The sequence below is a fragment of the Porphyromonas sp. COT-290 OH3588 genome (assembly GCF_000769075.1).
Lineage (GTDB): Bacteria > Bacteroidota > Bacteroidia > Bacteroidales > Porphyromonadaceae > Porphyromonas.
On sequence record NZ_JRFC01000003.1, the window covers coordinates 62785 to 86951 of the forward strand.

Consider the following 24167-nt stretch of genomic DNA (forward strand, 5'->3'; position numbering starts at 1 on the left):
AGCGATCTCCTAAGAGATGTTCTCCAGCGGGGCTAATTTGTAGGACGAGGTCCACTCGCCTTATAGAATTTCCTTGTGCAGATTCGCCACTAGGCTACTTGCTCCGATGCGTAGCAGCTCTGGCGTGAGCCATTCCTCGCCGAGGATATGCTTGACGAGCGTGTAGTACTTCACCGCATCTTCGGCAGTCTTGATGCCACCGCTGAACTTGATGCCTCGCTTGTGGCCATACTTCGTGTGGTACTCCTTGAGCACCGTACACATGATGTAGGCAGCCTCTAGGCTAGCACCGGGATATTCCTTACCAGTAGAGGTCTTGAGGAAGTCTGCCCCTGCATAGAGCGAGAGGATAGAGGCACGACGAATGGCCTCTGGCTCGGCGAGTGCACCCGTTTCAAGGATTACTTTGAGGTGCGCATCTCTACAAGCCGCTTTCTGCTCTTCGATTTCGCTGCTTGCCTCTTCGTAGTCGCCCTCTAGGAACTTGCCGAGGTTGAGCACGATGTCTATTTCATCTGCTCCAGCAGCCACGGCGAGAGCGGTCTCGGCAATTTTAACCTCGATGAAGCTCTGCGAGGCTGGGAATGCACCACTAACACAAGCTACACGTACGTTTGGTGCAGTAAGGGTTTCACGCACTGTGCTCACGAAGTTGGGGTACACGCAGATGGCTGCTACGTTGGGGATACTGTCGTCTAGCCCATCATAGTCATTGACCTGCTCTGTGAATTTGGCAACCTTGGTCTCCGTATCTGCGCCCATCAGGGTCGTGAGGTCGATCGTGCCGTGAAGAAATTTCTTAACCTCTACCGTATTATTGGCTTCAAACTCGGCATCGAGGATCTTGGCTATGGCACTCTGTAGCGCCTCGCCCATGAGGGCTGGGGCAAACGAGGCGAAAGCCTCTTCGTACTTACTTATTGTCTGTTCCATTTAGTTTAGGATTATTGATATGTCTAGTCTTGTCTCGGCTCGTTTTCTTCTCCAGATTGCGTGCGAAAGCCTCAGTTAGGTCTACACCCGTCTGGTTGGCCAGACAGAGCAACACCCACAGCACATCGGCCATCTCGTCGCCTAGATCATGGCTCTCGCCTGCCTTGAAGCTCTGATCGCCGTATTTGCGTGCCATCACTCGAGCCAGCTCGCCGACCTCTTCGGTAAGTATCGCCATATTAGTTAGCTCGCCGAAGTAGCGTACGCCGTAGGTCTTGATCCAGCCATCTACTTGCATTTGAGCCTCTCTGAGGCTGAGCTCTGCCTTGTGTCTGTGTTCCGTCGTCATGAAGAGAAATACCGCTAAAATGTTTGCCAAAGGTAGTAAAGAATAACGGGAGTGCAGGAGAATATGCTCACTGAAGCCTGCCTCTTGACCACCTAGCGAATAAATTACCGTGCCACAGAGCCCACTCAAGTGGATCCGTGGCACGGCTTCTCTATTTAGTCCAATGTGGCTGTGCGAAATTACTTTACACGCTCCAGCTCTACGGTGAAGTGACGCATCACTGGTAGCTCGTGTATGATATGGAAGCCCTTGGTGATGTGATCGGCTCGCTCCTTGACATTGGCGAAGGCCGCAGCTACGACGTCCATATGGTTGTTCGTATAGGTGCGGCGAGGGATCGCAAGGCGAAGTAGCTCGAGTCTTGGATAGCGATTCTCTCGTGTATCGGGATCTCGATCAGCCAGAATGGAACCAATCTCCACACCACGGATACCAGCCTCCAGATATAGCTCAACGCCTAGGGTCTGAGCGATGAACTGCTCCTTGGGCACATGGGTAAGCACCTGCTTGGCGTCTACAAAGATGGCATGGCCACCTGCTGGACGCTGGTAGGGAATGCCATACTCGTCGAGCTTAGCTCCAAGATAAGCAACCTGACGAATACGTGCATCGAGCGTATCGAACTCGGTACCCTCGTCCAGACCTTGTGCCAGAGCATTCATATCTCGTCCGCTCATACCACCGTATGTGATGTAGCCCTCGTTCATGATGCAGAACATCTGACAGCGACGCCACAGCTCCTCGCTCTTGAAAGCAACGAAGCCCCCCATATTGACGATAGCGTCCTTCTTGCTCGACATCGTCATGACGTCGGCATACGAAAACATCTCTCGCACGATCTCCTTAATGCTCTTGTCGGCGTAGCCTGCCTCCCTAGTCTTGATGAAATAGGCATTCTCGGCGAAGCGTGCCGAGTCGAGTAGCAACATAATGCCATATTTGCGGCACAGCTCCGAGGTCTCACGGATATTTTTCATAGATACGGGCTGCCCCCCTGCGGTATTGTTGGTCACAGTGAGCACCACGCATGGGATCTGCTCCTTGGGTGTTTCCTTGAGGATCTTCTCGAGCTTATTCAGATCCATCTCGCCCTTGAATGGTAGCTCGATCTGTGTGTCGGCTGCAGCATCAATCGTGCAGTCTGGTGCGTATGCTTGTCGGAACTCTATATGTCCTTTGGTCGTGTCGAAGTGAGAGTTGCCGGGGAGGATATCGCCCTTCTTGACAATAGTAGAGAAGAGCACATTCTCGGCGGCACGCCCCTGATGTGTGGGCAGGAAGTAGTCGAAGCCTAGGATATCCTTGATAGCACTCTTCATGTTGAAGTAACTCGATGCTCCTGCGTAGCTCTCGTCCCCTAGCATCATCGCCGACCATTGTCTGTCGCTCATGGCTCCAGTACCCGAGTCGGTCAGCAGGTCAATGAATACTTGGTCGCTTCTGAGCTTGAAAAGGTTGTACTTGGCATCACGAATCCACTGCTCGCGATCTTCTCGTGTTGATACCCGTATAGGCTCTACCATCTTGATCCTGTACGGCTCGGCATAAGGTAACTTCATAACAATTCTCTTGGTTAATAATTAAGACATTTTTTAGTGAATTGAATTCTGGCTAAAGTTACGAAAAAACAAACACCAACCTCCTCGGGCGAGATTTATATTTTAGCTCAAATTTCAGAATGTTGATGAGAGAAACGCTTTAGACTAGGGAGAAAAACGGCAGACCGCGTATTTGGCCCCTAGGAGGCTCTAGATTGTGTCCGACTTCGTTTTGGCACTCCTCTCCAGTCCAATGGAAATAACCACCTAGAACGACATATTTGCAAACGCCTAATATACAAACAAATAAAATATGTTTATAGTTGATTTTATGCCTTCGTGTCGCCCTTTTGAGGATTTCTACCCATCAATCTTCTCGGATTAGTGGGCACATTGGCGAGAATTAGCCCACTAATCCGAAAAAGTCTTCCCTTTAATTTCCCTATATCGTCGCCTTGATCTCCCAAAACCTCCCTACCGTCCGCCTAAATTTCAGCGTAATTTGTTTACACACTTTAACCAAAAACTCGAAAAGTAGATTTCTCGAATCTTCGGGTTTTCAATGCTGCGTGCAGCGTTGCTACAAGGCAGAACTAGCAAACCGAAAAGGCGATTGATAATAATCTTGTAGCAACGCCTCGGGCTGTGTCGCATGAGGGATTGTCCACCGGCCTCTACCCTCGAAACTGTTTAGTCATGAGGGTGATTGTTTTTACAGATATAAATTCTAACAAACTCTTTTTTATTAGTAAGTTATTTGATGAAATATCTGTACCTTTGTGGTAGCTCAACTAAATAGATAAAATGCAATGAGAACAAATCTTAGTTCGCTTATCAAACTTACAGAGATCCCCGAGCAGTATTATCGCCCGGCCAATGCTCTAGAAGAGGCCGTCCTAACACGTTACGAGAAGATCCCAACTTTCATCGGAGAAAACGATAAGGAAGCCGCTACCCTACTAGCGCGTGAGGTGGCAGAAGGTATTCGTGCCAAGGCTGCTGAGGGTAAACAATACATACTCGGACTATCGGGAGGCGAATCTCCTGTGATTGTTTATCAGAAGCTAATTGACCTGCACAAAAACGAAGGCCTTAGCTTCGACAACGTAGTAGCAGTGCTCGGCTATGAGTACTACCCACTTGGTGCTAATGCGGCTCAGGGCTGTTTGGCTAAGGTGCGTGAGGAGTTTCTCAACCACGTAAACATCAAGGCCGAGCATATCCTAGCGCCCAATGTAGCTCTACCAGTAGAGCAGATTAGCGCCGAGTGTGCTGGCTTCGAAGCACGCATTGACGAGCTTGGCGGGTTGGATATGATCATTCTTGGCATCAGCACGACCTCAAGCATCGGCTTCAACGCCCCCGGCACCAACGCCAACACCTACACACGCCTCGTGGTGCTAGATCCAGTTGCTCGCAAAGAGGCTGCCAAGAGTATGTTCAACCACCTAGACGAGGTACCACAGAGTGCCATTAGCCTAGGGCTCGCCTCTATCCTCAAGGCTCGTCGCATCGCTCTAGTGGCTTGGGGCGATAGCAAAGCCAAGCAGATTGCCCAAGCTATCGAGCAGCCACAAAACGACCTTGTACCTGCCTCTATCCTACAGCAGCACCACAACGCTCGTGTGTACCTAGACCTTGGCTCGGCCTCCCTCCTGACACGCATCAACCACCCTTGGCTGGTAACGAGCTGCGTGTGGAACAAGAAGCTCATTCGCCGTGCTATCGTATGGCTCTGCGAGATCACAGGTCTACCTATCCTCAAGCTCACCAACAAGCACTACACCGACCACGGTCTAGGCGAGCTGGTAGCCAAGTATGGATCGGCGTACAACGTAAACATCAAAGTTTTCAACGACATTCAGCACACCATCACGGGCTGGCCCGGAGGTAAGCCCAATGCCGACGATACCAATCGCCCAGAGCGAGCCAACCCATACCCCAAGCGTGTGATCGTCTTCAGCCCACACCCCGACGATGATGTGATCTCCATGGGAGGAACATATCGTCGCCTCGTGGAGCAGGGACACGACGTACATGTAGCCTATCAGACCTCTGGCAACATTGCCGTGGGCGACGAGGAGGTAATCCGCTATGTGAGCTTCCTGCGCAATGTGTGCAAGCACTACGGCCGCGAAGATGACCCCGTACTACAGAAGGCAGAGGAGATCCGTGACTTCTTGATGAACCACAAGAAGGAGGGTGAGCCTGAGCGTCTGGACGTACGCTTCATGAAGGGTAATATCCGCCGTGAGGAGGCTCGCACAGGTAGCCGCTTCGTAGGTCTAGATGACGACCATATCCACTTCCTCGACCTACCATTCTACGAAACTGGTTTGGTTAAGAAGAATGACCTCAGCGAGGCAGACATCACGATCGTCAAGAACTTCATCGAGAGCATCAAGCCTCACGAGATCTTCGTTGCTGGCGACCTTGCCGACCCACACGGCACACACAAGGTGTGTCTAGATGCAATCCTAGGGGCTATCGACCTATTCAAGCACGAGAAGTGGTACGCCGAGGACTGCCGTGTATGGATGTACCGTGGTGCTTGGGCAGAGTGGGAGATCGAGCACATCGAGATGGCTGTGCCAATGAGCCCAGAGGAGCTACGCTTCAAGCGCAATAGTATCCTCAAGCATCAGAGCCAAATGGAGTCTGCGCCATTCCTTGGCGACGACGAGCGCCTATTCTGGCAGAGATCGGAAGACCGCAACCGTGGTCTGGCTCAGCTCTACGCAAGCCTCGGTCTGGCTTCGTACGAGGCTATTGAGGCCTTCGTACAGTATCATACGGTAGACTAGCTATCTTGACCTACCATAAAGTCTAGGGGGCTGTGTCGAATATCACATTCGGCATAGCCCCCTAGAGGTATTAAGTCTGGGACAATGAAAGGATTACTATATACACTTCTGCTAGGAGGGCTATTCATTGCCTCTCCTTTGCTGGCACAAACCAACTACGATAGCCTAATGCGTCGCTCCGGGCTAGTCGATGTGCAGAGCCTAGAGCCAAGTATCGGGGTAGAGCTCAAGTACAGCACATCGGACAACTTCGTCGGGCGAGATATGTACGGCTCACTAGAGCGTGCTTATCTAGAACGAGGGTTTGCCGAACGAATTGCTCAAGCACAGCGCCTACTAACCAAACGACGCCAAGGCTATCACCTGCTGATCTACGATGCTGCACGACCGATGAGCGTGCAAGCTGCCATGTATGCACTGGTGGAGGGAACGCCTCTAAGTATCTACGTTGCCCCAGCCAAGCGAGGCGGTCGGCACAACTATGGCGTAGCGGTAGATCTGACAATCGTAGATGATAAGGGGAAACCGCTCGATATGGGTTCGCCATTCGATTACTTCGGTACAGAGGCGCACGTTGGTAGCGAGGACTCCTTAGTCAAGGCTGGGCGTATGTCGGCAGTAGTTCGAGCTAATAGGCGGCTACTCTACTCCATTATGAGTGAGGTGGGCTTGCGACCCTATGACAAAGAGTGGTGGCACTACCAAGAGCGCATCTCAATGACCGAAGTAAGGCGACGCTATAAGCGGCTCGACTTCTAGAGGTGGTAAGGAGCTATTGAGTGAGGTTGAAGCGCAGACTAACCCCAAAGGAGGTATTACGCACGGGGAAGGCGGAGGCGCTAACTAGAGGACGGTTGCTCGTCCATTCGAAGTAAGCCTTTAGGGCGAGCATACGGCTTAGGTCGTACTCGGCACTTAGGCTCAGACGGCTATCCACATTGCCAGAGTTGGCTTGTGTATAGTCGTCTTGTATTTTGCGGATTAGGCTTAGGTTGTGTCGGTAGCTGTAGTCGGCACGCAGGTTCAGCCCCTTGGCTGAGGTGGAGGTATTGCCCTTGGTGCTACTACCACGGCGTTTGCGCTTGGCTTTGGCAGGAGAGAAGAGGGCTTTGATGTCGGCTATCTTGTAGCTGGCGCCGAGGTTGAGCTCGTTGGAGCTGGTCTCAATCAGGCGGAAAGCCGATAGGTTGAGCGTTACAGAGCGGTTGCGCCTCCACTGCGTCGTCAGCGTCAGCCCGTTCTCCAGCGTGATGTCTATGCCTAGCAGGGGGAAGAAGCTCTCTTGGATCGTGATTGAAGCGATGTCGTAGGGCAAACTTAGGCGGGGCTTACCGCTTGCACTCGCTTGGTCTGGCACGTAGCCAAACGTTGAAGCCCGATCGCCAACCCAGCTCGGGAAAGAGGTGTAGTTGTCTACTCGGTAGGTGCCTCGATAGGCGTGGCGGAGTGTAACGTTGCTGAAGAGCTTCTTGAGCGCCTCGATCTTATTCAGCCCATTGTAGGTAACATTCCAGTTAGGGAGCATAGATAGTAGATCGGGCAGTGGGTTTAGATCTATGCCACCAGCCCCACTCGACTGGGTATAGGCCGAGCGGAAAGCAGGAATCAGTACTGCCGAGGCATTACGGTCTACCTGTATATTCTCTTCGTTGATGGTCTGACCTGCCCAACCACCTTGAGCGAGAAAGCCTTGGTTTGGGTAGCTATCGCCGTAGGCCTCCTCTTTGAGGCGACTGACCACGGCATCACGTGAGGCCAAAAAGCGATCGAACTGAGCAGAGCGATAGCCAGAGTTTGCCTCAGGCGAAGAGAAGATTCCCTTGAGCCCTATGGTAGTCATCACGAAGTCGCCACCGAAGAGGCGTGGGCGTCCCTCGTACATATATTGTAACTCGGTGCGATCCGTTCGGGTGTGATTGGCCGATAGACTGATATTCAGGTCACGAATGGGCTGTATCGTGGCCTTGATGTCTAGCACTGCCGAGCGAGAAACCACGGCGGGCTGTACGTTTTGCTGGTCGTGTGAGAGCCAACCTCTCTCGGCAGCCCTATCTATGTAGTCTTCGTCCGTGAAGCCAAGCGCAAAGCCCACACCGGGCGACATCACACCGCTCGTGTTTTGCCCCAGAGCAGCGCCAATGCTGGGCAAGAAGCCCGGCAGATGCGTAGAGCCCGTATGGCGATATGATAGGCTCACGTCCTTAACCATCAGCAGAGTGTAGACTGAGCGATCGATGATAGCACGTAGTGTCGGATTCATTTCCTTGGGCGGCTCAGGCGTTAGGGTCAGAGTCAGCGTAGAGCTATCCGTACCGAATACCTTAATGGTCTTATCGTCCACCAGCTCTGTCTTGATCGGACGCACTAGCCCAGTGCTGTCTTTGGCAACGATCCTCATGCGCTTCGTACCAAGTCCGTGCGCTACCACGAGAGTAGAGTCGGGCAGTAGGTTGAGCGTTTTGACGAAGCTCTTGGGCTTAGGCTTCTCTTTCTTGCGTTGAGAGGAGGAACTGTTGCTGTTGAACTTCAGCTCTAGCCCCTTGAGATACTTACTCTTGGCATAGAGGTTCTTCAAGCGAAGTTGTCCAGAAAGCTCGAGATTCATCTGATTCGTAATGACATTCGGCAGACGCAGTTGCTCCTTGGGTAGCTCCGCCCCGAGTGTCCAGTTGTACGCCCCCGAGTAATTGCCCTGAGCATTGATCCAGTTGAGCGGCTCAATCGCAGAGGTTGGTAGAGTGTAGGTCAGCGAAGTAGTTTGGGCGTAGCGCATCGGCGTTCCCAGCTCCTTGATGCTTTTATCTACCGCATACTTCCACTGCGCATAAGCATCGGGGTTCAGCTCTCGATTGACCTGCACGTGTGGCTCTTCGATACGGGCGTCCGTTCCCGTGGCGAGGGTAAAAATGAGGTTGGGGGTGAGATTCCAATTCAGATTGAGCTTACGATACCAGACGAACTGCTGTGAGAAGCTCACGGGTAGCTTGGTATCGCCTGCGGCATCGATGTGGTTGCGCAGTTGCTCCTCCTCGTAAGAGCGGATCATCGAGGTCTGCAGGTTCAGCCTGCTAGGCCACAGATTTAGGCCGTACTGCTTGAGGTAGCGAGCCAGAGCGCCGTTGCCCTTGAGCGAAGCGAAGGGACGAATCGAACGCCACTGTGGGCTAAAGTCGTAGTTAAGGCCGGCTTGCCAGTTGATTTGATGCAGATATTCCGTCTGCGGATTCTGCACTTCGGTGAAGTTGTGCGAAAAGTTGGCCGAGAGGTTAGCAGGGTCGTAGGGCATTGGCTCCTTGCTTCGGATGCCGACGTTGATGTTACTTAGGCTGAGCGATCGGGTAATACGGCGGTCGATGGCGTAGTTCATGATCGAATCCCTCTGTGCACTCGTGGCGACTGATTCTAAAGCGTCCTTGAGCTTGACGTCCTCGTCCATCGGATTGTACTGAGGCGTGTTCTGCTCGTCGGTGATGTTGTAGTAGACGGGGATAGAAACCTTGGCCTTCTCTGGGAAGAACTTGCCAAGCTCTAGGTTCGTAGAGAGGTTGATGCTACGGCGATCCTCGATCTGACGTTCGCTCAGAGATTGGTCGATCGCCCCAAAGCCTGCGGTAGACATCTGCCCACGCAGGTTGAATGCTCCCAAATCGGATAGCTGAACCGCTAGGTTGGCGTTGGCCGCCCAACCGCCCTCTTCGTGGTAGTCGCCCACACGCAACTCATTGACCCATACTTCGACGCTACGCACCTCTCCGCTATTATTGCGTAGACCAATCATGATGGTACGCACGTTGGAGAGGGACGGATTGCCGAGTATGCTGATACTATTATTCGTGGCGTCGGGATCGGGCTGGCTGAATAGCTCAAAGAGTGAGAAGCCTGCCAGCCCACGTGCGACAGCTTCGTTGCGCTTGCGTTTGTGAACGATCAGGCCATCTAGGTCGATATTAACAAAGTTGGCATCGGGCCAGACACGCCTCTGGTCTACGTCCGAGTAACCATTGTATCTACCCGACTGAGTCAGCTTGAGCGGAACGGAGTACTCGTAGTAGTTGTTGCGGTAGTCCGAGCCAAGACGTACAAAGACTGATATATCTCCGTCTTGGGTATTGGTATTGTCCTCGACGAGCTGCTCGGCGTGGACGAAGAGCTGTAGGCGGCGATAGCGTCGTAGATCGTAGGAGGTATTGCGGTAGATCGCACGTGCATCGTCGGGTGCGATCTGGCGGAGCTTGAGGCTGAGTGACTGCTCATTGAGCTGAGTGCTCTGCGTTTGTTGGGCATCGAGCGAGCGAGGCACACCCGGGGGCAACACGTAGTTGATGGGCGTTCGGTCGCCGTCTGCCTCGATATTGACAGCACTAACCGAGATCTGCGCCTTCGTAATAGGTGCGACCTTGCCGTGTAGAGGCTGATCGTACAGACGCCAGTCACCACGCACCAGATGCAACGCTCCGAAGCGCAGATTGGTCTGTTGGGCAAAGCCCTTGAGGTAGATGCGCATAAAGCGCATCGAGCGCAGGTCCGAGATCCCCCCAATAGCCGAGGTGTACTGCGATAGGGGTACTTTGAACTGATACCAAGTAACCTTAGAGTTCTGCCCATTGCGCAGACGAACATCTGCCTCTCGGCTAGCCACGATATAGTTCTGGCCCACACGCAAGTCCTCTGGGCGCAGCGATATTTTGTACTCGTAGTAGCGATCTAGCTCGTTGAGGTTATTGTCTTGGTTGATGTCCTCGACATCAGGAGCCACACGGCTCGCCACACTGTAGTCGCTAGAGCCTGTGGCCTCGGCGGAGTTGCCCTCTACGCCGTTGTAGTACTTGTAGCGATCGAGGATAGAGAGGCGTGCAGCATCGAAGTCGTCCCCACGATAGTGGTGGAAGTTGTCGCCCCCCGGGTCATTGATTGGGCTAAACGGATCGCCAGCCCACCGACCGAGGGTCTCGCCCGAAGCGATACGCTTGAGCTGATCAAGGTAGTTCCTATAGCTCTCGTGCTGCTGTTCCTCGGCAGTAGTGAGGCCATTGAAGCCGACGTCCTGCTTAGCTCTTGCCCCGGGAGCATTGTCGAACGAATACCCTACGCTCTGCCTGCGAGGCACACGCCCCCAAACGGTCGTTTCCATGGCCGTAGGGTCATCAGTAAGGGGAATACCATTCTCGAAGAACTTCTTCTCGTCCTTGAGTATATCCTCGGATATATCCCCGAGGTTGAAGTACAAATCTCCTCCCTTAGCACCTGTGCTGTGGACGAATGGATCCATCAGCCAAAACTCAAGATACTCGACATTGGAGGCCTCGAAGTCGCTTTGGTCAATCTTGCGCATGATACCACCCCAGCTCTCCTCTGGTTTGTCTAGTAGTCCCGAGGGAAGCATACGTTCCAGACCTAGATTGTACGGGCCTCGCTCTTGGGGGTAGAAGCTCAGATTGAGTGTCTGCAAGAAGCTCACCTGATTGACATTGAGATCTCGGTAGGGGAATAGCTCACGCATCTCTACCTCACGCACGAAGTGGTTACTTACCAGCTCAGGATTGTTGCGAATGTAAGACGGCGTGAGGCTACTGCGCTCTCGTGTGAAGATGGGGTCAATGTTGTACCACGACAGCAAGGCTCGATCGTAGCCCGTAGCTAGATAGTCGCTCGGTGAGGTCAGCTGACGAGAAGCATCGAAGGGGACAGAGGCCAGCGACCAAGCGTACGGATTCATCAAGTCAATCTCGCTGCGTGAGCTCTCGAAGTCGTCGAGATAGCTATTGCCCTGCGCATAACGGCTCTCGTAGTGGCCCGGGATTAGATGAGCGAACTCTGCGTCTAGACTAATCTGCGAAGCAGTCGTCAGGTCTAGCAGAGGGAGCTTGTCGAGCATATTGGTCAGCCACTGGCTCTTGGTGCGCCAGCTGAGGTTCGTCCCCCAAAGGAAGTTTTGCATCGACTCATCGCCCAGATTGGTCTTGGTGGTCAGAGGGAGCTCCGAGAGATACATCGCCGTGGCTCCTAGCTGCAACTGAGGCGTGAGCTGATAGCCAAGGTCTAGCCCCAACATTGTCTTGCGCTGCGTGCCGAAGCCTCCACTATCCTCTAGGCTAACCTCCACGGGAGTACGTGCGCTCTGGATCTGCGTGTTGATGATCTTCACTACACCCGAGAGATAGTCTACCGTATAGTCTACATTCTCCTGTAGAGTAACGCCTCCTGCCGTTACACGAACCGTCCCAGGGGTTACATTCATAGCTCCGAGCGCAATCTCTCCACTACCCGATGCCTTGTATTCGCCCCTCAAAATGTACTTATTCTTCTCTGCCACCTGCTGAGCCTTGACCTTAGTCTGGGTATATAGCTCTCGATAGACGAACTCGTCCCCTGCATTCTGCTCGGCTAGAGTCTGGCCAAATGGCTCGACCGAGGGGAAGTAGATCAGACCTCTATTGGCATTGACGGTCAGCCCCTCCACATAGTCGAAGCGGCCATCGCTGTGCTGCTGCTCACGCTGATTGATTTTGTCCAAGCCCAACACCTCTAGTAGCCTCTGCCCCTTGAGGCTCCCAGAGGGCAGGTAGGGGACATAGCTACCCGTGCCGTCGCTACGATAGAGGACGTCTAGACGGAAGCCCTCGGATTGCAGGTTGTACACCCCTGCTCCTAAGCTATAGACATTGCGCATCATATTCTCCCAGTAGGGCGCATTGGGGCTCATATTGCTCCCCTTGATGAGCTTGACGAAGAGATTGTCGGTAGATTGGTCAGGTCTGTCGGACGAAAACTCGCCCACACGATAGAGTTGACCATTGTAGGTATATTCGTAGGCCACGGCTAGCACCTCATCACTCTGGAGCTTAGAGGAGAGTGTAATGTAGCCAAGGCTTGCGTTTAGGTCGTATTCGCTCTCGCCGAGCCTGCGAGCAGACTCGAGCTTGTCGTAGTCCGACCCTGCGGTCAGCTTGCCCGATAGCACTCGGGTTACCTGATCGATGCGTCGTAGCTCGGGGTCGGCACTTAGAGTGCTGTAGAGGTCATTGGCAGAGTTGCGTGGGTATAGGCTCCCCGAGTTGGTAATAGTAATCGAGGGGTTGTGCACACGCCGAGCATCGCCAAGGTCGGCGAAAGCCACTACGTTGCGAGCATCGTCGTACCGCCCACGTTTGTTCGTCACCCAGACCTCTACGCGATTGATCTTGACGGCAGAGCGCACGTATGGAAGCGAGCGCAGCGCTTCGTTGTACTGCTGGCGGAAGAAGTCCCCGAGGAAGAAGTGCCTATTCTCATCGTAGTTGGCAGCCGATAGCTCGAAGCTCGTCGTCTGCGCTCCTCCCTTGGTGGCGATGCGCTTGCGCTGTGTACGCTGCTGGCTGACTAGCATATCGAGAGTTAGCTTACCAAACTGCATCTTACTATGCACTCCGAAGAGAGCTCCTCCACCGTTGATGAGCGAGTTCTTGGGCTGCATCGATACATTACCCGCCTCGATGAGCTTGACGATGTCGTCCTCCTCGCCCTCGAAAGCCAGTTTGAGCTTCTTGGAGTCGAAGTCGAACGTGCTGGCTGTATTGTAGTTGAGGTTGAAGTTGAGCTTATTGCCTACAGAGGCCTGCACACCTGCTTGGATCTTCTCGTCGAAGTCGAAGAAGGTATTGCGCCGAGCACGCTCACTTACTGAGGGGTTGTCGGTGGCGTTGCTTTTGATGCCAGCCGATAGCTCTGCCGAACCTTGCAGGCGTAGCTTCACTCCGCCGGGGCCGAAGATGCGCTCCGCTGGCCCTATCCCAAACTCCATATCTAGCGGGTTAAAGCCTTTTTTCTTTTGCTTGTCTTCCTCGGGGCGATTGAGCAGGCCAAAGTAATGGGCATCGCTACGCTTAGCCATATAGGCCATAAATTCGGCTGGAGTATAGGGGATAGGAGTGCCTAGGCGTTGCTCGCCTAGGTAAGTCGTCAGTAGATAAAGGTTAGTTCTGGGATCGTACTCAAATCGTGTGGTCAGGTTCGACGGACGCCGAGGTGAGAAGACGGACGCCTCTCGGCTTATATCTTCGGCACTGGAGGGCAGAATAACACGAGGAGAAATAACCTTGACGCTATCTCCCTTGCTCTTGCTCTGTGCAGAGGCGTGACTAAGCCCCAAGGTCAGACAGCCTAACCCCACACACAGCACTTGTATCAGCTTTCTGCGCTCCAACCCTAATCCGTATTCCTGATTTCCCGTACTATATTAAACGAACAAAGATACTTAAAAATTGCACAGACTAGCAGGCCTCGCACCCCCTAAACTTAGTGTGCAAATAGGCTACTTGGGCAGGTATGCCAAAGATCTATTTAGAGATTACTCACCTATCCTCCCGATGACTAAGTAACGGAACAGAGAGGCCAATGCATATCACACCAAACATCTAGGGGAGGGACGAAAAAAGCCTTAGAGCTGATCCCCTCTTGGTTTCCCACAAGCGAATCAAGCCTAAGGCTTCCTTTCACTAAATTTTAACGTAGCTTGGCGAGCCACGCCCATCGTTGATCATGGGTGATGGGGATCCCGCGGGGATTAATTTCAGTCGCCCTCAGGGGCGTACTGCAGCTTTCCTCGAAGCCTTTAATAGCTTTGCAGGTCTTCTGACTCACAATCTCGCCTCGGTCTACCTTCCCAGTAGCACAGAACTACCAGTGGTATCGACTCGACCAAAGGCTTGACGATCGTACACAGCAGCGGGACTGTCCGAGATTCGCACTCGATTCCCTTTTAAGCTCCAGCCCCCACATCAATAGACGCCAAGGCAAGGAACACAAAGCCGACGGCAAAGGTAAGCATTTTATCTATCTATCACAAAACTAGCAGATAGAATATGTTATCCTAGCTAGAGGTCTATACGACTAACCTAGGACTTGGCAATAGCCTTAATGTGCAGCGCAGCAAGACGGAAGAGGGAGAAGCAGAAGCCACCTATCCATGCCTCTCGTCTAAGGGCATCAAGGCGGTGTACAGTGTATGCTCATTCGTCTACTTTTTAGTTAAGGAGTGTTAAAGATTTACTAACGGATTTAAGAGAATAAAGCCCAAGTTTATAAAGGAGCTCTGGGCGACTAAAGGAAATCGAAGGGAAGCCCTTGCCCTATTGGTGGGCTAATCCGCCGAGGTGTGTCTACTGAGCCGAAAAGATTGATGGGAAGAAACACCTCAAAATGCGGTTCAAGCCCATACAAGCGCTGCAAAATACTCTCTATACACCTGAATACCAGCATGCTAAAAACAAGACGATTTAAGGCAGGTATTTTCATTCGGTGGGGGCAAGGAGCCTAAACGAGGTAGGACGCCATACAGAGCCTCGTAGGCGGCAAATATAGGATTTGACACTTTTAGTCCTCTCGGACGGGGAGAACATAGGCAGTGTGTCTAAACACACTCCAAAGTGTTAAATATCGCAAACGACAATACGCCACTGCACAGAAGTTCTAAAGAGCTAAGGCTAAACAAGTAGATTGACGGCTCGTAGCCTAGAGTTAGATGATCTGGCTCTCTTGGCTAACCTCTAGGCTACGACTCTGGGACCAGAGCACCAGAAGAGCCAAGAGAGAGAGCACAGCCTCAACCCCGAAGAGCGCCGTGTAGCCGAAAGCATCAGCCATACGTCCACTCAGAGCAGCCACGATCAGCCCACTGAGATGGGTAATCATAATCTGGATTGTGAAGTCCGTTCCCTCAAGCTCTGGACGTACCCGATCCATCGCCAGAGTATAGATCCCCACAGACGATAGGCCATAGGCACCCCATACCCAAGCAATCGCCACATACATCTGTATCTCGGAGGGGATACCAAGAGATATATACCAATAGAATAGGGCTGCCGTTAGACTAAGACACAAGAAAGATGCTAAAGCCGTCAGGTGCCCCATTCGTCTTAGGAGCAGACCGCCAGCCATAGCACATAGCGCTGCCACAGCAGAGCCGAAGACACCGAGCATCACGGCGATACGCTCTGTCGAGTAACCTAAATCAACCATAAAGGGCTTAACCATCGCCATAACACCGATGATGCCCGAGTAGTAGAGCAACAGGAGCAAGATATGTCGCTTGCTAGATAGAGATGTGAAGAAACTGGGGATATCTCGCAAATTAATGCTGCGGCGGCTGCGTGGCGCAGACTCATATAGCCGATCTCGTCGCCTGCGCAGCCACAGTGGGAGAACAGCTAATACGATAAACATAGCCAGCAAACTAAGCACCCACTGCCAGCCTAGATGATGATAAGCTACCAGCAATACCCCCGTACCGAAGAGGCTACCGACGAAGCTCCCCCCAGCCTGCATGCTATTACCTAGCCCACGCTCAGAACCTCTGAGCGAGAGTATTGCATACTTATCCACCGCAATATCCTGAGTGGCAGAGGCAGCGAAAGAGAGGATTACCAACAGGAGTATGAGGCCAAAGTTCGTCTTGAGCTCAAGCAGCCCAATACCAAGAATGATGCAGGCGTAGAATAGCTCCGAGAGTATAATCCAGCGCCTAAGGCTTGTATAGTCACGAGCATGATGATCGACCACGGGCGCCCACAGGAGCTTGACAATCCACGGCAGCTTAATGAGCTGCAGTAGCCCAATCTGCGAGAGTGAGTACTGCTCCTGCCTCATAATGACAGGTAATACCGTGGAGAAAAAGGCCATCGGTATAGACTGGGCGATGTACAGACAGAAGAGCGTCGGGAGCTTGAAGGGATCTCTGGGCTTCATATCTAGGATAGATCTATCATGTGTACAGGTAGAAGCCTAAAGAGAGAAGTGGAGCGTAGCACCAAGCTGCAAGGGGCGACCAGCTTGAGCGAAGCTCTGACGAGTTTTGCTCATCTGCAACGCAAAGTAGTGCGCCAGATAGTGCGTGTTGGTAAGGTTCTCCCCCCAGAGATCTAGGCGAGCGAACGGAAGCTCAAGCGAGAGGCGAGCCGAGAGCAGGCTGTAGTAGTTCTGCACAAGAGTATTCGCCTCATCGTAGTAGATCTTGCCTGCGCCCTTGTACTGAGCAGAGATATGTAGCGCTCGCACCCAGCTAGTTTGGGCGATGTCTATAGCCTTGCGTAGCTCTAGCGAAACGGTATTCTCCGGGGCATAGGGCAGGCGCTTGTCCTTGTGGTCAGTCTTGGCATCACGCCTATTCTCTATGAACTTAGCATCAGTCAGACCATAGGCTCCGATCAGCTCGAAGCCGTAGAATGGAGCTGTCCGCAGGCTTAGCTCTAGGCCTCGGCTACGGCTATGACCAGCATTCACGAGCATAGCTCCGCCAACGCTCACAGAGCGATAAATCTGTTGGTTGCTCCAGTCGATGAAAAAGAGTGAGAGCTCGCTAAAGATACGCTTGCCGAGCCAAGACGACTTGAGCCCGACTTCATAATTCCAGCTCTGTTCGGGATCGAATGTGATGTCCTCCATTGTCTCGAAGCTCGTATTGAAGCCCCCAGTCTTGTAGCCTCTAGCTGCAGTGGCGTAGGCAGTATGGTTGCCGATCTGGTAGCTTAGGGCGAGCTTAGGGAGTAGCTCCACCGAGGATAGAGGGCCGAAGCGCTCGTCTGCCTTGATTATTGGTTTACCGGCAACCTCAGCTTGGTGACGGAAGTCAAGCGCATCACGCTCGGCATCGAGCCTTAGGCCTGCTGTTAGGCTCAAGCCAGAGAGCCAGAGATCTCTCGCCGAGGCTTGCAGATATAGGGCTCCACCGGCTATACTGTGCTTATTGTGCTTGATGTCGGCAACCTTCTGAGCGATGCGGTCTACCTTGACGTCCATATCAAAGTACTGGTAGAATCCATTGAGCCCCATCAACAGGGAGAACCGCTCCGAGGGATTAAGGCGCAAGCTGATGTCTTGAGCCACGAGGTGCTGCTTCTGCCTCTGCTCTACATAGACGGCACGAATGGGGCTAAAGTCTTGGTCAATATACTGCCTATCCCTAAAGAATTGGTACGAAGTCGTGGAGATTAACTCTTTGCCTGCGTCACGATATTTGAGGACGAGGGCGTCCGAGAGCATCATACGCTCATAGCCGCTCTCATCGCTGTGGGCTATAGGGGATAGTTTTTGGGTCTTGGCATCGTACTGAGTGTAGGGATAGCCACCTTGGTCACTGTGCTCTAGGCTAAAGATATTCTCTAGGGAGATCTTGTGGTTGGGGAGATAGTTGAGCCGGTTGCGCAGGCCGTAGGACTTCATGCGGTCGATCGGCTTGCCTAGATGCTCATTGCGGAAGAAGCCATCTCGATGCACAGCATGCCCACTGAGGGAGTAGGCAAAGGTCTCTAGGGGACGAGCATAATAACCGACCGAGGCACTATGATCTCCGTAGGTCGCAGTTTGTAGGCGCAGGTCTAGACCTTGGTAATCGACTGGCGACTTGGTGCGGATATTGATGATCCCCCCCATAGTATTGCGGCCGTACTCGGTGCCTTGAGGCCCACGAAGCAGCTCAATGCGGTTGATATCGTAGAGGTCAAAGTTCATCACAGCTTTCTCGTAGTAGGGGACATGGTCTACATACAGCCCCACCGATGGAGCATTGATACGAGAGCCAATGCCTCGCACATAGACCGGCGAAGTCAGCTTGCTACCATAGTCGCCCATGAAGAGGTTGGGCATCACGAGGCTCAAGCTAGGGACAGACTGTAGCCCAGTACGCAGGATCTCCTCACTGGTGAGCACACTCACCGAGGCAGGCAGACGCTTGAACTTAAACCCTGCTTTCGATGCCTCAATGAGCACATCATGTAGCTCTACGGTATCTGTAGGGAGCGGCTCGCTAGCGTATACACCTAGACTCTGGAGCATCAGTGCGACAGAAAAGATAAACTTGTATATTTTTACCATTCTATATTTTGATTTATTTCACAAAATTAGCCTCTCAATGGGCTAATTTGAGGCCATTATATATAAGAAATCTGGCTTGCACTAACTCTGTAGTACAAGCCAGACCCAATAATAATCTGTAAAACAAATCTATATCACACACCCATTACCCGAGGCTACTGCTGCGACTCTGCTCGCCCGATGTTACATAAACATACTAACGCCTATGGCGATAAGCCATTATTGTCCGAATAGAGCGAGCATCTAGGCCTAGTGCCTAAGTAGCCATTTGGTACTGGCCGAAGCCTCAGCCCCACCATCAGAGCCAATCCACAGCCTAATCAGGTAGGCACCGCTGGGGAGAGAAGTTAGGCGACCTGCATCGAGCGCAGAGAGATCGATGCGATAGTCTGCACCGTTGGTGGACGAGGCTACGAGCTGTATCTTGTCGTAGCTCCAGATCATCTGCCCAAGCATATCATAGATGCCGATACGAGCCTGCAGATTCATGCCTGCCAAGCTGTGTCTGAGCCGTAGACTAGGCGTCTGCCCTCCCTCACTCTTGGCAATTAGCTCGAGCGCCTCGATGCGAGGAGCCAGAGCAGGCTCAACCCTAAAGGCGAATTGTACTCGTGTAGCATTGTTGTACACGTCCCAGACCTCCAGCTGCGCCGTATGATCTCCAGCCGATAATCCCTCAAGTACAAACTTAACCTCGCCAAGCCCTTCCTGCTGAAGCGAAGCCGTATAGTAACGAGAGAGATCGTAGCTCTGGTCTGCCTTACCATCTATCGTGAGCATTGGGCGATGCCCTAGCCCAGAGGTCGAGAGATTGATTGCGCTGCCATCACGCAGAGCCACCTCAAGCAAAGCAGACGATGCCACCAGTGGTGTCTTAGAACCCAGCACATCTTGCCCCGACAGACGGATCGAGAGGAGCTCTGGGCTATCGGTATCGTCGAGTGTCTGCTGAGCTCTACCGGTCTTGATGACGAAGCTTCGTGACAGGCCTACGCTCTCCACTCCTCGCTTATCGTCACGAGCATATAGGCTGATACGCCCCTTACGCCCAGAGTAAGCGACATCTTTGGGGACACTAAACTCCAATGTATAGCGTCCGTCCTCTATCTTCGTCCCTCCAGTGTAGATGATGTTTCGGTAGTCACGGTAGCGAGTAGGACTTGTTTCGGTATTGCGGCGATTGAAGTTGTCTATCGTTTCGAGCTCTTCTTCGCCATCGTACACCCAGACTTCTAGCTTGCCCGAGAAGTCGCCATCGACATCTCCACTAGGTGTCTGCACATATCCCTCGATACGCACCCGCTCTAGAGCGTGTAGATCAACGAGCTTATCCTCCTCGAGGTCTTGCGAGGCGAGGCGATTGACCTTTAGATGTGCTGGAGGCACGGCAATGTAGGTCAGCGGAGAGCCCAGAAGTACGAAGTTGAGCCTATTCTCCGGAGTGGAACGTAGACGAAGACTATTTTTGGCGTCGCGAATAACCAAACCCAAGGGCCGAGGTTTGCCCTGAGCATCAGGGGTGAATAGCTCCTTGAGAATGGCAGTATTGAGCATTTGGTTGGGGATATCCCACACGACTCTAGTAGTAGAGAGCAGGGCTACCCCACCGCTCGTAGGGTGTAGTAGGATCTCTTCGCCAGCCGAGGTCGAGAAGGCGTCGAAATTGGCGAAGTCGCAGGTCGCCGTGATCCAGAGCGGCAAGTGCGGATAGGAGAAGTTTTGAATATCACTCATCGAGAGTACACGCTCGTCTGCCCAAGACTGCGGATTGCCGTGTCCGTTGTAGTTGGCGATCAGCACGCCTTCCTGCAAAGCATCCATCAGAGCTTTATGTGCTCCCGGTACGGTGGTTCGTCCACCTACATTGACACGAGGATAGGCAGCCATGTAGATCTTGCGCAGCTGTAGCTCGGGCATCTGGCTCTCAAGCCCATCGCTAATCTCGATACTCTGGCGTGTATGGCTGTTGCCGTCACCATTATCGGCGACGAAGGCGGCACGCATCTTCCACGATCCGTAGTCACCTCCTCTGTCGTAGCCGATGATTTTGTCTATAACCGTCCTTGCTTGAGCAGGCGAACGCACGGGCAATCGGCCCACACCGACGTCCATCTCCAGCTCGTGTAGTAGTGGATAGCGAAGAACATCGGAGTAGTAATCCTTCTTGAGCTCTTCGTCTGCAAGCACTCCGAAGTAGTCATCGGAAGTATAGCTCTCCAGATCGAGCGATGCCACCGACTGATAAGTTAGCAGAAACTCGGTGTGCTGCATCTCTGGGATCTGCCAGACGGTCGTTAGCTTTCGGTTGTCCTGTGCGCCGTCCCCGATAAGTAAGATCTGCATCGGACAGTCTTCTTTGGCGTGCTCCGCCTTGTAGAGATCGTACAGCTTACGGGCAAAGAGTCTGTAGGCTGTAGCATCGGGCGTGCCTCCATTGAACTCATTGAAAATCTCCGTCTGCGTCACGACGAGCACTTTCTGACCTTTGCTCTCGTAGTAGCTCGCCAAACGGACGGATTCGGCTCTGAGCGCATCGGTCGTGATGATAAGTAGATCTGGTGCGGAGGATGTACCAATCAAATTCTGATTACCAATCCGCCCCACTAGACTGGGCTTATAGGCATCGCCCAAGCGCAGCAATAAGTATCGGCTAGGAGCACCACTGGCCGATCGTGCAGGTAGAGCAAGGCTCAAAGTGGAGCTAGCAATCTGTTGGCGCACTAGACTAGCTGAACCTGAGTCGTCCACACGCAGTAGTGTTAGACCCGACACCTGATCCATCGTATATGTGGAAGTCGCAGCCTTATCTTCTTTGTGAAGTGCCCTGCTGAAGCTCATCTGCCCACCACGATAGCTGAGTGTTCGCTCGACATTGAGCTCGTAGTAGTCTAGATGCGACGAGATCCCCTGTGCCGAGAGGGTAAAGTCGATGCGCAGATCTTCGCCAGAGAGTGGAGTGCTCTTTGCCTCGATATGGGTACGATCTATTCCATAGACTTTGTAACCACTGGAGGAAACAAGGCGATTCATCTCCTCGAGCGTGATATTCTCCTCTGCATAGGGAGCTCCGCCGATCTGTGCACTCAGACGAGCATCCGATTTATTCGGATAGGCCATGTAGGAGAAGCGCATACGCATGCTCTTGGCTCCCGGCAGCTTGTGCGAGAAGCTCAGGCGCTGCGAGGCGAGCATACTCTCTCCATAGAGCTTACGCCCCGACTGGGAGGGCGAATACAGCTCCTGCTCATGGTGCAAGACATCGGTATAAAGCCTACTGGCTTCAGTTGCCTCACTCACTTCGGTGGCCTCCGTCTGCCCCATACGCATAGGAATGCCACCTTCACTAATGAGGTAATAGCCTTGGCGAGTATAGTGATTGATTTGATGATAGAAGAAAGTTCTATGCTGATCGTAGAGCCACGACACTGTACCCACGGCATAGAAATACAGCTTACCATCTACGAACAGTGTGGGTACCTCTTGCAAATCTCGACCAGCCAGCCCGACGACTTGCTCTGGCAATAGAGCCCCCCCATAGCCCCACACACGCACTTTGTCTAGCTCCTTGAACCCAAGGGCAGCGATATCCGACGAGGTTAGTACATAAAGCCCACTCTGCTGCACGGCAATCTTGCTCCACTGCCCCGTCTGCATAGGGCTCTGTGACCAAGCCTTACCCCAGAGTGTGGGCAAAAGCGCCAGCAAGATGAATAGAATATTTAGTCGTCTATAAGCATTCATTGTCTAAGTAGCATATTTATTTCTGTAAGCCGAGCCTAGCGCTGGGCCTAAGCCGCCAATAGAGTTAGCTAGATCCTACCTTATACTAACGCAAATCAGCCTCGAACAAATATACAAACACCTTACCAAACCGCAAGTTACTAACGAATAGAGGGCATGCGCCGAAGCTCTCGCCTCGACGCATGCCCTCTATTGCTATGTGGAGTTTGCTCTCGCTTACTTGAGCATGTTTGGGGCAAGTGCTAGCACACGTGCCATATCGGGGTTGCTCAGATACTTGGCAAACTCAATGTTGTCGGCTACGCCAGAGAGCATAGATGGGTCTAGCTTAGCAACCATCTCCAGAGCTTCGGTGGCGAGCTTCACATCGCCAGAGCGTGCACCTACGATAGCCTTGATCAGGTGTGTCGTAGCATCGGGAGTAGCGACAGCAGAGAGGGTCTTGAGTGCCTTGGCATAGTTGCCGTTGAGCAGCTGTGCTACGGCAGCATTGTTGCTAAGCGTTTCGCCGAAAGCAGTCTCTGCCTTGGCATACTCACCTTGCTTGAGGTAGAGATAGCCGAGTGCCTGACCGAGCTCTGGCACATCTGTAGCAGAAGCGATGAGGGTCGTAGCCTTGTCCGACTCACCCTTGGCTAGAGAGATAAGGCCTTGGTTCATCTTCGTCACAGAGTTATCGGCTCTCTTGGCGGCTTGGTTGAACCAAAGCTCTGCCTGATCGAGCTTACCCTGAGCAAATAGCAGAGCACCGATGTTGTTGTAAGCCTTGTAGTCCTTGGGGAAAATCTTATTGACGACTTGATAGATACTCATCTTCTCCTCGGGAGTCTTGGCGAGTGTAGCAGCATAGAGTAGCTCCTCGATGGTCAGGTGACCCGGAGCCTTGGCTACCCAGTCTTGGATCTCGGCATCACTCTTACCAATGATCTTAACGTTGGCGAGCAGACGAGAGCGACGTAGCTTAGGTAGCACGTCATCGGCAAGCTGACTGAAGACAGCCGAGATATTGCGGATCTCACGCTCACGCTGCTCTGGGTCTGGATACATAGAGAGCACACGTAGCACAAGCTCCTTATCCTGCAGGTCGCTCTGCTCGACAAGTGTCTTGAAGCCCTCCCAGTCTTGAGCTGTGTAATGAGCGTCAATGGCTACACCTGAGAGCTTCTGCTTGCGGAACTGCTGCTTGAGCGAAGCCGTCGTGTTGCGCTCACGTGCCTCACTAAGGCGTTCGTTGAGCTTAGCACCGCCGTCGGGCGATGCGTAGGCCTGTACCTCTACAGATACCTCTTGATCTGGAGCCTCCTTGGCGTTCTGCACGATGTATGCCCACTCCTCTACGTCCTGCTTGTTGATCTCACTTGAACGCACGTTGGACTGCTGAATCTGGAACATGATGTTGGCATCGTAACTCTCCTTGATGATACGCTGGAAGCCATCGGGAGCGATAGCAGGGTGTACGCCACGCAGTGTAGCTAATGCCTCAGTAGCGATGATGCCACTACCGATCTTCAGGTCGGGGAGCTTGACACTCTTGCTACCGATCTTGCCGTGGAAGGTCAGATACAATTCACTCTTGGCCATCTCGCTCTTGTAGGGAACGCTGAAGTGTAGCACTACGTTACCGCCCTCCTTGTAGGACACGACGACATCGTTGCCATAGACCTTCTCTCCCTGATAGGCGTGCGTCTGCCCCCACTTCTCACCACCCTTGTAGCGCAGTACGGGCGTGATCTTGAGTGTGGCCTTCTTGGGGAAGCTCTTGGCTGGGAAAGTAATATGCACCTTAGCTGGCACCTCGCCACCACGCACCTCTAGTGGTTGGGGCTCTGCCGTAACGTGCTTGGACGTCAGCGGGCGAAACTTAGCGCCACAGCTTGATAGGACGAACGCTGCCGCACCAACGAGGGCAAGCGAACGAAGAATCGATTGTTTCGTCATTTCTAATTTGAGTTTATG

10 protein-coding genes and 1 riboswitch are annotated in these 24167 nt (G+C 52.8%); of the genes, 2 read left to right on the plus strand and 8 right to left on the minus strand.

Annotation, left to right across the window (positions count from 1 at the left end; translation table 11 throughout):
- Window positions 1-60: 60 nt before the first annotated feature.
- The 3 genes from deoC to HQ48_RS00395 all read right to left on the minus strand — a co-directional run bounded on the left by deoC (window position 61) and on the right by HQ48_RS00395 (window position 2841).
- Window positions 61-933, minus strand: coding sequence for a deoxyribose-phosphate aldolase (gene deoC / locus HQ48_RS00385; protein ID WP_044231182.1), 873 nt, complete (start codon window positions 931-933; stop codon window positions 61-63).
- Entirely contained in the window at window positions 914-1282 is a 369-nt protein-coding gene (locus tag HQ48_RS00390) for a nucleotide pyrophosphohydrolase (RefSeq protein WP_044190123.1), read from the minus strand. Before HQ48_RS00390 ends, deoC begins: the two co-directional genes overlap by 20 nt.
- Before the next feature lie 179 nt (window positions 1283-1461).
- Complete coding sequence (locus HQ48_RS00395) at window positions 1462-2841, minus strand: tryptophanase (RefSeq protein ID WP_044231183.1); 1380 nt, start codon at window positions 2839-2841, stop codon at window positions 1462-1464.
- 788 nt (window positions 2842-3629) lie between these two features.
- On the opposite strand from HQ48_RS00395, the gene HQ48_RS00400 reads away from it, so the two are divergent.
- On the plus strand, window positions 3630-5624 hold the full coding sequence (locus tag HQ48_RS00400) for a glucosamine-6-phosphate deaminase (protein WP_044231184.1): 1995 nt from the start codon (window positions 3630-3632) through the stop codon (window positions 5622-5624).
- 84 nt (window positions 5625-5708) lie between these two features.
- Entirely contained in the window at window positions 5709-6383 is a 675-nt protein-coding gene (locus HQ48_RS00405; RefSeq protein WP_044231185.1) for a M15 family metallopeptidase, read from the plus strand.
- 13 nt (window positions 6384-6396) lie between these two features.
- On the opposite strand, the gene sprA is transcribed toward HQ48_RS00405, so the two are convergent.
- The 5 genes from sprA to HQ48_RS00430 form a co-directional block, all read right to left on the minus strand.
- Window positions 6397-13806, minus strand: coding sequence for a cell surface protein SprA (gene sprA, locus HQ48_RS00410; RefSeq protein WP_044231186.1), 7410 nt, complete (start codon window positions 13804-13806; stop codon window positions 6397-6399).
- 400 nt (window positions 13807-14206) lie between these two features.
- A riboswitch (cobalamin riboswitch) is annotated at window positions 14207-14410 on the minus strand.
- Between the two features lie 709 nt (window positions 14411-15119).
- Window positions 15120-16346, minus strand: a complete 1227-nt coding sequence (locus HQ48_RS00415) for an MFS transporter (RefSeq protein WP_044231187.1) — start codon at window positions 16344-16346, stop codon at window positions 15120-15122.
- 36 nt (window positions 16347-16382) lie between these two features.
- Window positions 16383-18470, minus strand: coding sequence for a TonB-dependent receptor (locus HQ48_RS00420; protein WP_052408890.1), 2088 nt, complete (start codon window positions 18468-18470; stop codon window positions 16383-16385).
- A gap of 249 nt (window positions 18471-18719) precedes the next feature.
- Complete coding sequence (gene porU / locus HQ48_RS00425) at window positions 18720-22211, minus strand: type IX secretion system sortase PorU (protein WP_044231188.1); 3492 nt, start codon at window positions 22209-22211, stop codon at window positions 18720-18722.
- Window positions 22212-22427: 216 nt separating this feature from the next.
- Window positions 22428-24149: a lipopolysaccharide assembly protein LapB gene (locus tag HQ48_RS00430; RefSeq protein WP_044231189.1), complete on the minus strand. Its 1722-nt coding sequence runs from the start codon at window positions 24147-24149 to the stop codon at window positions 22428-22430.
- Between the last annotated feature and the right edge of the window lie 18 nt (window positions 24150-24167).

What these genes read in the sequence shown, in the direction of transcription:
- HQ48_RS00430 (WP_044231189.1), bottom strand. Translation starts at nt 24,149, where the DNA reads ATGACGAAACAATCGATTCTTCGTTCGCTTGCCCTCGTTGGTGCGGCA.
- deoC (WP_044231182.1), bottom strand. Translation starts at nt 933, where the DNA reads ATGGAACAGACAATAAGTAAGTACGAAGAGGCTTTCGCCTCGTTTGCC.
- HQ48_RS00415 (WP_044231187.1), bottom strand. Translation starts at nt 16,346, where the DNA reads ATGAAGCCCAGAGATCCCTTCAAGCTCCCGACGCTCTTCTGTCTGTAC.
- HQ48_RS00405 (WP_044231185.1), top strand. Translation starts at nt 5,709, where the DNA reads ATGAAAGGATTACTATATACACTTCTGCTAGGAGGGCTATTCATTGCC.
- HQ48_RS00395 (WP_044231183.1), bottom strand. Translation starts at nt 2,841, where the DNA reads ATGAAGTTACCTTATGCCGAGCCGTACAGGATCAAGATGGTAGAGCCT.
- HQ48_RS00390 (WP_044190123.1), bottom strand. Translation starts at nt 1,282, where the DNA reads ATGACGACGGAACACAGACACAAGGCAGAGCTCAGCCTCAGAGAGGCT.
- porU (WP_044231188.1), bottom strand. Translation starts at nt 22,211, where the DNA reads ATGAATGCTTATAGACGACTAAATATTCTATTCATCTTGCTGGCGCTT.
- HQ48_RS00400 (WP_044231184.1), top strand. Translation starts at nt 3,630, where the DNA reads ATGAGAACAAATCTTAGTTCGCTTATCAAACTTACAGAGATCCCCGAG.
- HQ48_RS00420 (WP_052408890.1), bottom strand. Translation starts at nt 18,470, where the DNA reads ATGGTAAAAATATACAAGTTTATCTTTTCTGTCGCACTGATGCTCCAG.